Here is a 13,876-nt window from a genome sequence, read left to right as displayed (position 1 = left end):
TTCAAAAAGCGATTCGATGACAATTTCTGCGCGCGAAGGTGGCGAGCTCCGCGAACCCGATCTCCTTGAGCAGCGCCCGCGCCTCCGGCAGGTATTGGCCGAGCCGCTCCGGCTGATGCGCATCGGAGCCTAGCGTCACCGGAATGCCGATGCGATGGGCGTATTCCAGCATGCGGCGGCTGGGGAACATCTCCTCGGCCGGCGTCCGCAGGCCGGAGGCGTTGAGCTCGATGGCCATTCCCGCCTCGCGCACCACGTCCAGCGCGGCTCGCTCCAGCGGCCATACATCGGCATCCGGCACATAGCCGAAGCGCTTGATGACGTCGATGTGGCCGATATAATCGTACAGGCCAGAGCGCGCCGCCTTGGCGACGGCGTCATAGTAGCGGGTGTAGACCTCCAACCGGTCCCGGCCTTCCCACTGCGCCGTCTGGCGATAGTCCGTGACGTCCCATTCGCCCAGGAAATGCACCGACCCGATGACATAATCCCAGGGGTACGCCTCGATCATCTCGCGGATCGGCGCCTCCCATCCTTCGATATAGTCGCCCTCGAGTCCGACTCGAATGTCGATCTGGCCGCGGTATTTCTCCTTCAGCGCCAGGCATTCCTCGACATAGCGCGGCAGCTCCTCCAGCGGCATGGCCATCTCTGGATAGTACGCCGCCGGATCGACATGCACGAGCGGCATATGATCGGACAGGCCGAGCTGATCCAGGCCGAGCGCGATGCCGCGCCGCACGTAATCCTCCAGCTCGCCGACCGCGTGGCCGCAGCGGGCGTGGTGGGTGTGATAGTCGATGTGCATGGGCATGTCCTCCTTGGCGGCCAAGAAGTGAGCGAAAAAGTAACGCCGACGTGCCCGAATTGCGTTTCCGACCGCCGTTCCTCCCCGATTTTTTTTGAATTTGACTTATTTAGAGTAAAAAAATCGAGGAGTAAAATGGCGAACGCTTCGCTTCTCCAACGCAAATTCGGCCACTCTGGCACTTTTCACCTCACTTCTAGCGCATTTTGTTCGTTGTGGGTTTGTTGCGGCGCGTACCGAGCTCGCGCAGCACGTCGTCCAGCGGTAGCTTGCGCTCGCGCAGCAGCACCAGCAGATGATAGATCAGATCCGCCGACTCGCTGCGCAGCTCGTCCGGATCTTCGTTTTTGGCCGCAATGATGACCTCCGCCGACTCTTCACCGATCTTCTTGAGGATCTTGTCGACGCCCTTGTCGAACAGATAGCTCGTGTACGTGCCCTCGGGCCGCTCCGCGTCGCGCTGAGCGATCGCGGTCTCCAGCTCGCCGAGCACGGCGAAGCGCTCCTCCGGCCGCTCCTGCGGCTCTCCCGCAGCCGCCTCGGCCTTGTCCGTGCCCGGCAGGTCGATGCTGCGATAAAAGCAGCTGTAGCTGCCGGTGTGGCAGGCCGCGCCGCGCTGCTCAACCTGGACGAGCAGCGTGTCGCCGTCGCAGTCATAGCGCAGCGAGCGGATCGTCTGCGTGTGTCCGGAGGTCGCACCCTTATGCCACAGCTCGCCGCGCGAGCGGCTCCAGAACCACGTCTGTCCGCTGGCCAGCGACTGCGCCAGCGACTCGCGGTTCATGTAGGCGAGCATCAGCACCTCCTTGCTGAGCACATCCTGCACTACTGCCGGCACCAGGCCGTTTTCGTCCCATTTGATGGCATCCTGCCAGCTCGCCTCGCTCATCGCACGTTCACTCCTTTGCTCCGCAGATCGTCCTTGACGTCGCGGATCGTCATTTCCTTATAATGAAAAATCGTCGCCGCCAGTCCGGCATCCGCTCCGCCTGCGTCGAACACGTCGTAGAAATGCTCCACTCGCCCGGCGCCGCCCGAGGCGATCACCGGAATGCCCGCCGCCTCCGAGACCGCCCGCGTCAGCGGCAGGTCAAAACCGTCCTTGGTGCCGTCGGCGTCCATGCTCGTCAGCAGCAGCTCGCCCGCGCCGAGCCGCTCCGCCTCGCGCACCCACTCCAGCGCGCGAATGCCGGCAGGCCGGCGGCCGCCGTGGGTATAGACCTCCCACTCGCCCCACTCGGCATTGAACCGGGCGTCGACGGCCACGACGATGCATTGCGCGCCGAACTTGCGCGCGCCGCCGCTGATCAGCTCCGGATTGAGCACCGCCGCCGTATTGATGCCGATCTTGTCTGCGCCGGCCCGCAGCAGCCGTTTCATGTCGTCGACATGCTTGATGCCGCCGCCCACCGTGAACGGAATCGTAATCTCGCCCGCCGTGCGGCGCACCACGTCGACCATCGTCTCCCGGCCTTCATGCGAGGCCGAGATATCGAGGAAGACCAGTTCGTCCGCGCCTTCCCGATCGTACGTCGCAGCCAGCTCGACCGGATCTCCCGCATCGCGCAGATTGACAAAATTCACGCCCTTGACGACGCGCCCTTCCTTGACGTCCAGGCAAGGGATAATTCGTTTGGCCAACATAACGAGTCGCTCCTTCCCTTATGCGCGTGCCAGGCTCAAAAAATGAGCCAGCAGCCGCATGCCCAGCTCTCCGCTCTTCTCCGGATGAAACTGCATGCCGTAGACGTTGCCGCTGCCGACCACCGCCGTCACCGGCTGATAGTAATCGGTCGTCGCCAGCAGATGCTTCGCCCGCGCCGGCAGCGCGTGGTAGGAATGCACGAAGTAGACGTGCCCCTCCTCAAGACCGGCCAGCAGCGGATGGTCCGGCTGGGCAAACTGCAGCTGGTTCCAGCCCATATGCGGCACCTTGTAGTCGCCTTCGAAGCGCACGACGCGGCCGGGCAGCAAGCCCAGGCCCTGGTGGCTGCCGTACTCCTCGCTCGTCTCGAACAACAGCTGCATGCCGAGGCAGATGCCCAGCAGCGGCTTGCCGCTCTCGGCGTAGCGCCGCGTCACCGCGTCGAGCCCGCTCGCACGCAGATTGTCCATCGCATCGCCGAACGCCCCGACCCCGGGCAGGATCGCGCCGTCGGCCGCCAGAATGGCCGCTTCGTCGGCGCTCACCGTCACCTCGTGGCCGAGCCGCTGGACGGCCTTGGCCACACTGTGCAGGTTGCCCATGCCGTAGTCGATAATGGCGATCACGCTACAGCACTCCCTTCGTCGAGGGCACGCCCTGAACGCGCGGATCGAGACTGGTCGCTTCGTCCAGCGCCCGGCCGAGCGCCTTGAACACCGCTTCGATCATGTGGTGCGTATTGTGCCCGTAGTGGACGATGACATGCAGCGTCATCCGCGCCTCGAGCGCCAGCTTCCACAGGAACTCGTGCACCAGCTCCGTGGAGAAGCTGCCCACCTGCTGCGACGGATACGCTGCCCGGTATTCGAGATGCGGCCGGTTGCTCAGGTCGATCACGACCTGGGCGAGCGCCTCGTCCATCGGCACGAAGAAGCTGGCGTAACGCTTGATGCCCGCCTTGTCGCCGAGCGCCTCGCGCAGCGCGGCGCCGAGGCAGATGCCGATGTCCTCCACCGTGTGATGGTCGTCGATGTCGACGTCGCCGCGCGCCTCCACCTCCAGGTCGAATTGCCCGTGCTTCGCCATCAGATCGAGCATATGGTTCATGAACGGCACGTCCGTCTCGATCTTGACCTTGCCGCTGCCGTCCACCCCGAAGCTGAGCTGGATATCCGTTTCATTCGTTTTGCGTGCGATCGACGCCGTGCGGCTTGCTTGATCAGCCATCTGTTTCCCCACCTTTGGATTCATTAGTTGCCGCGCTCGGCCTCGAGCCGCAGCTCGATCGCGCGCGCGTGGCCCTCCAGGCCCTCGTGCCGCGCCAGCGCCATGATGTGCGCGCCGTCGCGCAGCAGCGCTTCCTTGCTATATTGAATCAGGCTCGACTTCTTCATGTAATCGTCGACGTTGACCGGCGAAGAGAAGCGCGCCGTGCCGTTGGTCGGCAGGATATGATTCGGCCCCGCGAAATAATCGCCGACCGGCTCGGAGCTGTACGGTCCGAGGAAGATCGCGCCGGCATTCTCGATGCTGCCGAGCAGCTCGGTCGGCGCGGCGGTCATAATCTCGAGATGCTCGGGCGCGAGCCGGTTGACGAGCGCCACGCCTTCCTCCAGCGATGCCACGCGCACAATCGCGCCGTAGCGCTCGATCGAGGCGCGGGCGATCGGCTCGCGCGGCAGCGATGCGAGCTGACGCTCCACCTCGGCCGCCACCGCCTCGGCCAGCGCCGCCGACGGCGTGATCAGGATCGCCGAGGCCATCTCGTCGTGCTCCGCCTGCGACAGCAGATCGGCCGCGACGTAGGCCGGCTCGGCGCTGTCGTCTGCCAGCACGGCGATCTCGCTCGGACCGGCGATGCTGTCGATGTCGACCGCGCCGAATACCGCACGCTTGGCGAGCGCGACATAGATATTGCCGGGCCCGCAGATTTTGTCCACCGGGGCAATCGTCGCCGTGCCGTAGGCGAGCGCAGCCACCGCCTGCGCGCCTCCGATCCGGTACATCTCGCGCACTCCGGCCTCCGCCGCCGCGACGAGAATGTACGGATCGATACCTTCGCGCCCGCCGGTCGCCGGCGGCGTCGCCATGACAATCTCGGGCACGCCCGCCACCTGGGCGGGGATGACATTCATCAGCACAGAAGACGGATAGGCCGCCTTGCCGCCCGGCACATACACCCCGACCCGCCGCAGCGGACGCAGGATCTGACCGAGCATCGTGCCGTCCGGCTGCAGGTCCATCCACGAGCCCCGCTTCTGCTTCTCGTGGAAGCTGCGGATGTTGGCCGCCGCCGCCCGGATCGCCTCCAGGAAGTCCGGCTCCACCCGGTCATAGGCCGCCTGAATCTCGTCATCCGTCACGCGCAGCGTCTCGGTCGTGAGCTGCACCTTGTCGAATTCGGCCGTATAGCGCAGCAGCGCATCGTCGCCCTGCGTGCGCACTGCTTCGACGACGCGCCGCACCGTCTCATTCTGCTCCGCGCTGCCGTACTCGACCTCGCGCGCCAGGTTGAATTCATCCGCCGTTACCATACGCATGCCGCACGTCCCCCTTCGTCACGCCTTCGCCGCAAGCGTCGCCTGCAGCAAGTCGCACAGATTCTGAATCGCCTGATTGTTCATCCGGTAGCTGACCCGATTGGCCACCAGCCGGCTCGTGATGCCGAAGATCTGCTCCATCTCCACCAGTCCGTTGTCGCGCAGCGTCTGTCCCGTCTCGACCATATCGACGATCCGATCCGCCAGGCCGATCAGCGGCGCGAGCTCAATCGAGCCGTTGAGCTTGATGACCTCCACCTGCTGGCCTTGCTCGCGGAAGTACTGCGAGGCCACGTTCGGATACTTCGTCGCCACCCGCGGATGGATCGCCGGCTTCCAGTCCGGCAGCCCGATCACCGACATCCGGCACTTGGCAATCCCCAGATCCAGCAGCTCGTACACATCCCTGCGCTCCTCCAGCAGCACGTCCTTGCCGACGATGCCGATATCGGCGACGCCATACTCGACATAGGTCGGCACATCGACCGGCTTGGCCATGATGAATTCCATGTTCGCCTCCGGCACGGCAATGACGAGCTTGCGCGTATCGTCGAAGTCCGCCGGAATCGGCAATCCCGCCTCGCGGAACAGCTTCGAGGCCTGCTTGTAGATGCGTCCCTTCGGCATCGCGACCTTTAGCGTTTCTGACTGTGCTGCACTCATGCCTGCACTCCTTTCGCGGCGGCGCCGCTCGAGAACGTCAGCGCCTCTGCATAGACGCTGCCCTTGTACGTCAGCGGGAAGGCGGCCTCCGCGCGGCCCGGCTCCCAGTCCGTCCAATGCGCGACGCGCTCAGTGACGGCAATCTCGCCCCGGGCGCGTACGCGCTGCGCCGCGGCGAGCGCGTCCGCGCGGCCGGCCTCGTCATAGCCGATCAAGATGCGGCGCGGTTCCTCGCCCTGCGCATCGCCGAGCAGCTCCAGGATGCGCGTCGTCTTGAGGGCGAAGCCCGTCGCCGGCGCGGGGCGGCCGAGCTGACGGAGCAGATTGTCGTAGCGGCCGCCGCTCACGACCGGGAAGCCCAGATCGGCGGCATAGCCCTCGAACGTCATGCCCGTATAATAGGAGAAGTCGCCGATCATCGTCAGATCGATCAGCACATGCTCGCAGACGCCGTAGGCCTCCAGCACCTCCCAGATGCCGCACAGATGCGTGATCGCCGCCCGCGCCGTCTCGCCCGCGCTGAGCCGCAGCGCCTGCTCGCACACCTCGCTGCCGCCGCGCAGCCGCAGGATATCCTCCAGCTCGCGCCGCAGCGGCACGTCCGGCGCCAGTGTGCGCAGCCGCTCGCGGTACCCGACGTAGTCGCGGCTCAGCAGACAGGCCTTGAGCTCCTCCTGCACGTCGGTCTGGCCGGGCAGCGCTTCTTCCAGCAGCCCGTTCAGGAAGCCGACGTGACCGAGTGCGATTTTGAAGCGGCCGACGCCGGCCGCCTGCAGCGAAGCGATCGCCAGCGCGACGACCTCCGCATCGGCTTCCGCGCCGGCGTCGCCGATTAATTCCAGGCCGGTCTGGAAAAATTCCGCCTCGCGGCCGGCCTCCTCTTCAATCGCCCGAAACACATTGGCGTGATAGGACAGCCGCAGCGGCAACGCGCGGTCCTTCAGCAGCGACGACGCCACGCGTGCGATCGGCGCCGTCATATCCGAGCGCAGCACGAGCGGCGTGCCGCGATTGTTCAGCAGCTTGAACAGCTTTTGATCCGAGGTCGCGCTCGCCACCCCGACCGTATCGTAATATTCCATCGTCGGCGTGACAATTTGCTCGTAGCCCCAGCGGTCCATACAGGCGAGCACGCGATGCTCGACCTGACGCAGCTTCGCCACGGCATGGGGCAGATAATCCTTGACGCCGATCGGCTTTTCGAATCCTTTGGGTTTGGACATCGTAGTCCTCCTGCATTCACTTTAGTCTGTTAACGCGACACCAAATTACCATACTGCCAAAATAAAGAGTTTAGTCGTTATAGTAGCACGGAAACTGGACGGCGTCAAGGCGAACCGGCTGTCGCCAGCCCTCGGCGGCGCGGCAAGTTTCGTTCCACGAAATTGAGCGCTTGGTTCTACATGTGAAACGTAGAATCCGCTCGATTTCAAGGCGAAATGGCGCGGCCGGCTTTTGCGTCTCAAAACGTCAAAAAACGGCTACCTCGTCAAAGTAGCCGATCAGTCCTCGTCCGCTTCGGAATCGCCGCGTTTCAGTTCGCGCAGCGGGTTGCCTCCGACAAAGCTGTGCGGCGCCACATCCCGGTGCACGACCGAGCCAGCCGCGACGACGGCATGGTCGCCAATCCGCACGCCCGGCAGGATCGTCGTATTCGCGCCGATCATGACGCCGCTCCCAATTTCGACCGGTCCGAGCCGATATTCCTTGATTAGATACTCATGCGTCAGAATGGTCGTGTTGTAGCCGATAATCGTATTCTCCCCCACGGAGATCCGTTCCGGAAAAAACACGTCCACCATCACCATCAGCGCAAACGCCGTGTGCCGGCCGACCTGCATACGCAAGACGCGCCGATAAATCGTGTTTTTGAGCGACAGGATTGGACAATAGCGGGCCAGCTGAATGAAGACGAAGTTGCGTACCGCCCGCCACGGGCTGACGGTACGGTACATTTGCCACAGCGCATTCGGTCCCTCGACGGGATGCCGCTCAACCCTTCTCAAGCGGCTCCCGCTCCAGTCCGACCAGCGCGTAAAGGTCCCGCATGTCCTGTAGAATATGCTGCGCGCCCGCCTCCCGCAGCACCTGCTCGCCCTTTAGCGTCCATGCGACGCCGATCGGCGTGACGCCCGCCGCATGGGCCGCCTCCACGTCGACCGCGTTGTCGCCGATCATCAAGGTCCGCGCCGGATCGGCCTTGAGCGCTTCCAGCGCCTTGAGGATCGGCTCGGGATGCGGCTTGGCATGGGTGACGTCGTCCATCGTGACCGTCACCTTGAGCCACTCCGACAGGCCGACGAAGGCGAGCCCGCGGTCGGTCGTCAGTCTCGCCTTCGTCGTCACGACGCCGAGGCGGATGCCCGCGTCGTGCAGCCGCTGCACCACCTCTGTCACATACGGGAAGAGGCGCACGTACTCGTCGTGCAGCTCCAGGTTAACGGTGCGATACGCCGCCACGAGCTCCGAGACGTCCTCCAGCCCCGACATTTTGCGGAATTGCATTTCCAGCGGATTGCCCATGCCCGGGATGATGTGCTCGCGGCCGAAGCCCGGCGCAGCCACATCCTTGAGCACGTGCAGGAAGGAGCGAATGATAAGCTCGTTCGTATCGAGAATTGTCCCGTCCAGATCGAACAGGACCGTTTGAATCTTAGTCATCGCGGTTCTCCTTTTTCTCAGGTGTCGATGGCGAATCATTTTGCTGCTCGCCTTGCCGCTCTGGCTCTGCGTCCTCGAGCACGGTCACGGCCTCGCTCTGCTCGGGGCGCACGAGCGGATCACGATTCGCCGAGGATGCGGGAGCAATAGACTCGACGCGCTCTCCCTCTGTCTCCTGTTCATCCAGCGCCTCGTGGGCCGACGTCTTCGTCGAGACGATCGGATCATTATAGCGCACGCGCGCGGAGCCGGTCGCCCTGCGAATGACGATGAACGCAATGCCGAATAACACCAGCAGCAGCGCCAGCGCTTGGGAGATGCGGACATCGCCATAGCTCGGGTCGAGATAACCGGGCTCGAATACCGCCGTCATCGGCGACCATAGCGCATCGACAATCGACACGATCCAGTCCGGGCCCTGGAAGGCCAGGCTGTCCGTACGCAGCCCTTCAATATAGAAGCGGCCGATCGAATACCAGATTAGATAGGCCATTAGCAGCTCGCCTACACGCAGGAAGGCCTGACGCCGCAGCACGAAGAGCAGCAGCAGCCCGACCAGGCTCCAGAACGATTCGTAGAGGAAGGTCGGATGATGGTAGACCCCTTCGGACTGTATGTACATCTGATCGACGATCCATCCCGGCAGATGCAAGCTGTCCCGCAGGAATGCCTCCGTCGTCGGACCGCCGTATGCCTCTTGGTTGACAAAGTTGCCCCAGCGGCCAATCATCTGTCCGGCCAGCAGAGACGGCGCGCAGATGTCGGCAATGCGCAGGAAGCTGTAGCCCTTGGCACGGAAATAAAAGTAGCCCGCCAAAAACGCGCCGATCAGCGCGCCATAAATGGCGATGCCCCCGTTCCAAATCTGAAAGATGCCCCAGAAGTTATCCTGATAATCCTCCCACTTGAACGCCACATAGTAGATACGAGCCGCAATAATCGCCGAAGGCACGCCGATCAGCAGCAGATCCATAAAAAATTCGGAAGGCAGCCCGAAGCGCTTGCCCTCGCGAATCGCCAGCAGCAACCCGACCAGCGCGCCGGTGCCGAGGATAATGCCATACCAGTGTACGGGGATCGGACCGAGCTCGAACGCAATCGGATTAAGTTTGAACAGCGTCATGAATCGTTGGCTCCTTTATTCGTAATCGTCCATCTCGTCTGCGATCGTCTCGGTGAGCTTGTTCGTGAATTGCAGCGCGGCATTATAGCCCATCCGCTTGAGGCGGAAGTTCATCGCGGCTACCTCGATAATGACGGCCAGGTTACGGCCGGGGCGCACCGGCACCGTGACCAGCGGCACGTCGGTATCAATGATGCGTGTCGTCTCTTCGTCCAGTCCGAGCCGGTCGTACTGCTTCTCCTGCTGCCAGTTCTCCAGGCGAATGACCAGCGTGATGCGCTTGCTCGTCCGAATCGCGCCAGCGCCGAACAAGGTCATCACATTGATGATGCCCAGCCCGCGAATTTCGAGCAGGTGGCGAATGAGCTCCGGTGCGGCCCCCACCAGTTGGCCGTCCGACATCTGACGAATTTCGACCGCATCGTCAGCGACCAGACGATGATTACGCTTGACCAGCTCCAGCGCGGTCTCGCTTTTGCCGATGCCGCTGCTGCCGGTGATCAGGATGCCGATCCCGTAGATGTCGACCAGGACGCCGTGAATGGTCGCGGTCGGCGCGAGCCGATTCTCCAGGAAGTTGGTGATGCGGCTAATCAGGCTCGTGGTCGGGTTCGGACTCCGCAGGACCGGGATTTGCCGCTCGTTCGAGTGATCCAGCAGCTCGTGCGGCGCTTCCTGACCACGCGTGATGATGATGCACGGCGTCTCGCCGTCGCACAGCCGGGACAGACGGTCCACCCGCTCCGAGCTGTCCAGCGTCTGCAGGAACTCCAGCTCCGTCTTGCCCAGAATCTGAACGCGCTCGCTTGGGTGGTAATGAAAGTACCCGGCCATTTCCAGACCCGGGCGATACAGATCGTCCACGGTGATGCCCCGCTTCAGTCCATCCTCGCCAGCCAGAATTTCCAGATTGAATTGCTTGACCAGCGCCGATACTTTTACTCGTTTGGGCACATTATTGCCTCCTCACGCCCATGCTTACAGCCGGGAGCATTGTTCTGCAAAACCAACCATGTCTTCATCGTAAATGAATTGCGCGCTGAACGCAACGTTGGTCGCAACGACGACGCAAGGCAAAAGGGCGCGGCCGTCTTTTTATGGCCGAGTCCGTTTCGTTCCATAAAGATAGACAAGTATAGATGAAATCCTATACTTGCTATTCTTTCAACAAAAAACGTCCGAGCCGTTAGGCTCGGACGTTTGGCATCCTGGGGATGACTAGCTCTCAAAAATGTTCAGCTCGGTCTCGGCATCGAACATATGAATCTTGTTCATGTCGATCGCCAGCTTGACGTTTTGAGCTTCTTTGACAGTCGAGCGGCCGTCGACACGGGCGATGACCATATCCGAGCCCAAGCCGGAGAGGTACAGGTACTTCTCGTGACCCAGGTTCTCCGCGACGTCGACGTTGGCGTTGATGACGCTGCCCGGCGATGCTTCGATGAAGACCGGCTCGTCGTGGAAGTCCTCGGGGCGAATGCCGATGACGACCTCTTTGCCGATGTAGCCTTTTTCGCGAACGATCTGGGCTCTGCTTTCCGTCAGCAGCACGTCTACGCCGGATGCCTTGAATTTCACTTGGCCGCCCTCATCGCTTAGTGTACCGCGGATGAAGTTCATCGATGGCGCACCGATGAAGCCTGCTACGAACATATTCACCGGATGGTTATAAAGCTGCTCCGGCGAGTCCGTTTGTTGGATGAAGCCGTCTTTCATGACGACGATGCGATCGCCCATCGTCATGGCCTCGATCTGGTCATGGGTTACGTAGATCGTTGTCGTTTCCAGACGTTTCGTCAGCTTGCTGATTTCGGCGCGCATTTGACCGCGCAGCTTGGCGTCCAAGTTGGAGAGCGGCTCATCCATCAGGAAGACCTGCGGCTCGCGGACGATTGCGCGGCCCAGGGCGACACGCTGACGCTGACCGCCGGAGAGCGCCTTCGGCTTGCGGTCGAGCAGATGCTCGATATCGAGAATTTTGGCGGCTTCGCGCACGCGCTTGTCGATGTCCGCCTTTTTGAATTTACGAAGCTTGAGGCCAAAGGCCATATTTTGATATACGTTCATGTGCGGATAAAGCGCGTAGGATTGGAACACCATCGCGATATCGCGGTCTTTCGGGGCTACGTCGTTGACAAGACGCTCGCCGATGAACAGCTTGCCTTCCGTAATTTCCTCGAGGCCTGCAATCATACGCAGGGTCGTCGATTTCCCGCAGCCCGAAGGGCCGACCAATACGAGGAATTCCTTGTCTTTGATGTCCAAGTTTACATCGGTAACGGAAGGATTCTCGGCACCGGGATATTTTTTGAAGATATGCTCTAAACGTACGCCTGCCATTTTGTGCATCCCCCTAAACAGTTGAATTTATTCGGTTCTGACTATACATCTATCTTAGCCTACTTGCTCCGCCTGTGACTATGCACATACTTTACAAAAAAACTACATCCTTTTCGTCACTTTATACAATAGCAGTAGGATTTTGACCAATACCGCATCGCTGAACACGCGCACGTCCAGACCGGTCTCCTGCTTCAGCTTGTCCAATCGGTACAGCAGTGTGTTGCGATGAATGTACAGCTTTTTCGCCGTCTCGCTCACATTGCAGTCAAGGCTAAAGAACGTCTCCAGCGTAGTCAAAAATTCCTGCTCCAACAGCACGTCGGACTGGCTGAGAATCTGGTTCATGAATCGAGCGCGCTGCGCCTCCGGCACACTGCCGAGCAAGCGCTCCAGATGCAGACGCCACGGCAAGTGAATATTGTCCCCGACATAAAATCGCCGCCCTAAGTAAATCGTCTCGCGCAGCAAGCCGACAGTCTCGACTATGGACTTGGCCGGCGTCATCGGCTCTGCAACTGCCAGATGGCATTCGCCCACCCACTCGCTCGCCAGCATGCCATGCAGACCCGAGCACATCGATGCCAAGAGCTCCTCCTGCGTCTCCTCCGGTCCGTCTGTACGCTCTTCTTGATCGGCGTCGCTAAGAAGCGCCGTCGGCCCGAGAATCAGCCATTCCTGCTCCTTGAGCGGAATCAGCATGACCTCTTCCTCGAAAAAAGAGGACAGCAGCTTCTCCAGTTCCCCATACAGGCTCAACGAGGTCGCCTGCTCGCTCATCAGCAAGAAGGGAATCATGTCCGAAAAAAGGCGGCCGCCGGCAGTCAGCCGCTCGGGCATGTCGGGCTGATGAATGCCGGCGTCGAGCTGTTCCTGAACCCATTGGCCGAGCTCTTCAAGATGCGGCTCCGCCTCTGGCACGGCCTCTCGTTCCACCGACAGCTGTTGAATCGTCCATTCCAAAAGACGCTGTTCCTTCATCGTCAAGCGCTCCGCCGGCACTTCCAGCACGTCTACACTCCTGCTGTCCGCAGCAATCGCGTACCATGTCCGGCCGTCCGCCAATTCGATTCGTCCAGTGGGGCGCACCTGAGCCGCTTGCTCCTCCCGGGCAGCTTCGTGCCAAGCGACTACACTGATGCGAGCCGTACGAAGCGGGCAGTTCAGCACTTGCTCCAGTTGTTCCTTCCACGGCATACTAAGCATTAAGGCTAACTCCCATCCGTTAGGTTTGAAGCTTTTTGTCCATTGTAACACAAACAGCACCGCTCGTTCATAGCACAGCAGGACAACAAAAAAAGCCCTGCGCATAACGCAAGGCTTAACGGGTTCGACAAGGATGAGCCATGAAGGACTCGAACCTTCGACACCCTGATTAAAAGTCAGGTGCTCTACCAACTGAGCTAATGGCTCGGGTAAACTGGTGGAGGGCGATGGATTCGAACCACCGAACTCGTAAGAGAACAGATTTACAGTCTGCTGCGTTTGGCCACTTCGCTAGCCCTCCACGTGAATCAAGCATGCTTGCATAGCCAAATGCAAGCATAAAAATGGTGGCTCGGGACGGAATCGAACCGCCGACACGAGGATTTTCAGTCCTCTGCTCTACCAACTGAGCTACCGAGCCACACTTAAAAGAATGGCGGAGCTGACGGGATTCGAACCCGCGGTCTCCTGCGTGACAGGCAGGCATGTTAGGCCTCTACACCACAGCTCCATATGAGATGAAACAAGTGCAAAAATGGTGGACGCTGAGGGGATCGAACCCCCGACCCTCTGCTTGTAAGGCAGATGCTCTCCCAGCTGAGCTAAGCGTCCGTATGTAAGTGGTAGCGGCAGAGGGGATCGAACCCCCGACCTCACGGGTATGAACCGTACGCTCTAGCCAGCTGAGCTATGCCGCCACGAAACACAGCGCTTCTACTCGTTTCTTACGAAACGAAGCTTGGTGCGCTTATACTGCCAAGCGCAGCTTGTGTTCGTTTCTTGCGAAACGAAGCTTACACGCCTGAAAACCGGATGCGAAATGAAGCATGTTACTTTAGCGAAGTGTTGCATTAGGATAAGCCCTCGACCGATTAGTATTCGTCAGCTGC

Annotated in this window: 14 protein-coding genes and 6 tRNA genes; all 20 read right to left on the bottom strand. The window is 61.1% G+C overall.

Going from position 1 to position 13,876, the window contains the following annotated elements; translation table 11 throughout:
* Window position 1: 1 nt before the first annotated feature.
* Window positions 2–808, bottom strand: a complete 807-nt coding sequence (gene hisJ, locus IDH44_RS20030) for a histidinol-phosphatase HisJ (protein ID WP_190920599.1) — start codon at window positions 806–808, stop codon at window positions 2–4.
* A gap of 196 nt (window positions 809–1,004) precedes the next feature.
* On the bottom strand, window positions 1,005–1,697 hold the full coding sequence (hisIE, locus tag IDH44_RS20025) for a bifunctional phosphoribosyl-AMP cyclohydrolase/phosphoribosyl-ATP diphosphatase HisIE (protein WP_190920598.1): 693 nt from the start codon (window positions 1,695–1,697) through the stop codon (window positions 1,005–1,007).
* Window positions 1,694–2,452 (bottom strand): imidazole glycerol phosphate synthase subunit HisF, encoded by a 759-nt coding sequence (hisF, locus tag IDH44_RS20020; RefSeq protein ID WP_190920597.1) that lies wholly within the window; start codon window positions 2,450–2,452, stop codon window positions 1,694–1,696. The genes hisIE and hisF overlap by 4 nt, the downstream gene beginning before the upstream one ends.
* A gap of 18 nt (window positions 2,453–2,470) precedes the next feature.
* A complete protein-coding gene (gene hisH / locus IDH44_RS20015; RefSeq protein ID WP_190920596.1) occupies window positions 2,471–3,079 on the bottom strand; it encodes an imidazole glycerol phosphate synthase subunit HisH in 609 nt (202 codons plus the stop codon).
* Between the two features lies 1 nt (window position 3,080).
* On the bottom strand, window positions 3,081–3,680 hold the full coding sequence (gene hisB / locus IDH44_RS20010; RefSeq protein WP_190920595.1) for an imidazoleglycerol-phosphate dehydratase HisB: 600 nt from the start codon (window positions 3,678–3,680) through the stop codon (window positions 3,081–3,083).
* 23 nt (window positions 3,681–3,703) lie between these two features.
* Complete coding sequence (gene hisD / locus IDH44_RS20005; RefSeq protein WP_190920594.1) at window positions 3,704–4,993, bottom strand: histidinol dehydrogenase; 1,290 nt, start codon at window positions 4,991–4,993, stop codon at window positions 3,704–3,706.
* 18 nt (window positions 4,994–5,011) lie between these two features.
* Complete coding sequence (gene hisG, locus IDH44_RS20000; RefSeq protein ID WP_190920593.1) at window positions 5,012–5,656, bottom strand: ATP phosphoribosyltransferase; 645 nt, start codon at window positions 5,654–5,656, stop codon at window positions 5,012–5,014.
* Window positions 5,653–6,879, bottom strand: coding sequence for an ATP phosphoribosyltransferase regulatory subunit (locus IDH44_RS19995; protein ID WP_190920592.1), 1,227 nt, complete (start codon window positions 6,877–6,879; stop codon window positions 5,653–5,655). The genes hisG and IDH44_RS19995 overlap by 4 nt, the downstream gene beginning before the upstream one ends.
* A gap of 279 nt (window positions 6,880–7,158) precedes the next feature.
* Window positions 7,159–7,662, bottom strand: coding sequence for an acyltransferase (locus IDH44_RS19990; protein WP_190920591.1), 504 nt, complete (start codon window positions 7,660–7,662; stop codon window positions 7,159–7,161).
* Window positions 7,649–8,317: a pyrophosphatase PpaX gene (gene ppaX, locus IDH44_RS19985; protein WP_190920590.1), complete on the bottom strand. Its 669-nt coding sequence runs from the start codon at window positions 8,315–8,317 to the stop codon at window positions 7,649–7,651. Before ppaX ends, IDH44_RS19990 begins: the two co-directional genes overlap by 14 nt.
* Window positions 8,310–9,440, bottom strand: coding sequence for a prolipoprotein diacylglyceryl transferase (gene lgt, locus IDH44_RS19980; RefSeq protein ID WP_190920589.1), 1,131 nt, complete (start codon window positions 9,438–9,440; stop codon window positions 8,310–8,312). The genes ppaX and lgt overlap by 8 nt, the downstream gene beginning before the upstream one ends.
* Before the next feature lie 15 nt (window positions 9,441–9,455).
* The gene (gene hprK / locus IDH44_RS19975; protein ID WP_190920588.1) at window positions 9,456–10,394 is read right to left on the bottom strand and encodes an HPr(Ser) kinase/phosphatase; all 939 of its coding nucleotides are present in this window, start codon (window positions 10,392–10,394) and stop codon (window positions 9,456–9,458) included.
* Between the two features lie 264 nt (window positions 10,395–10,658).
* Complete coding sequence (locus IDH44_RS19970; RefSeq protein WP_190920587.1) at window positions 10,659–11,780, bottom strand: ABC transporter ATP-binding protein; 1,122 nt, start codon at window positions 11,778–11,780, stop codon at window positions 10,659–10,661.
* A 102-nt stretch (window positions 11,781–11,882) separates the two neighbouring features.
* Window positions 11,883–12,986, bottom strand: coding sequence for a PucR family transcriptional regulator (locus IDH44_RS19965; protein ID WP_190920586.1), 1,104 nt, complete (start codon window positions 12,984–12,986; stop codon window positions 11,883–11,885).
* A gap of 134 nt (window positions 12,987–13,120) precedes the next feature.
* Window positions 13,121–13,193, bottom strand: a tRNA-Lys gene (locus tag IDH44_RS19960).
* Window positions 13,194–13,201: 8 nt separating this feature from the next.
* Window positions 13,202–13,287: transfer RNA gene (locus tag IDH44_RS19955), tRNA-Tyr, on the bottom strand.
* Between the two features lie 44 nt (window positions 13,288–13,331).
* Window positions 13,332–13,407: transfer RNA gene (locus IDH44_RS19950), tRNA-Phe, on the bottom strand.
* A 13-nt stretch (window positions 13,408–13,420) separates the two neighbouring features.
* Window positions 13,421–13,497, bottom strand: a tRNA-Asp gene (locus IDH44_RS19945).
* Window positions 13,498–13,522: 25 nt separating this feature from the next.
* A tRNA-Val gene (locus IDH44_RS19940) sits at window positions 13,523–13,598 on the bottom strand.
* A 9-nt stretch (window positions 13,599–13,607) separates the two neighbouring features.
* Window positions 13,608–13,684 (bottom strand) — tRNA-Met (locus IDH44_RS19935).
* Window positions 13,685–13,876: the final 192 nt, after the last annotated feature.

It is taken from the genome of Paenibacillus sabuli, assembly GCF_014705605.1.
In the GTDB taxonomy this organism is placed as follows: domain Bacteria; phylum Bacillota; class Bacilli; order Paenibacillales; family Paenibacillaceae; genus Paenibacillus_D; species Paenibacillus_D sabuli.
The sequence above is the reverse complement of the archived record's forward strand: the minus strand, read 5'-3'. Positions and strand labels throughout refer to the sequence as shown.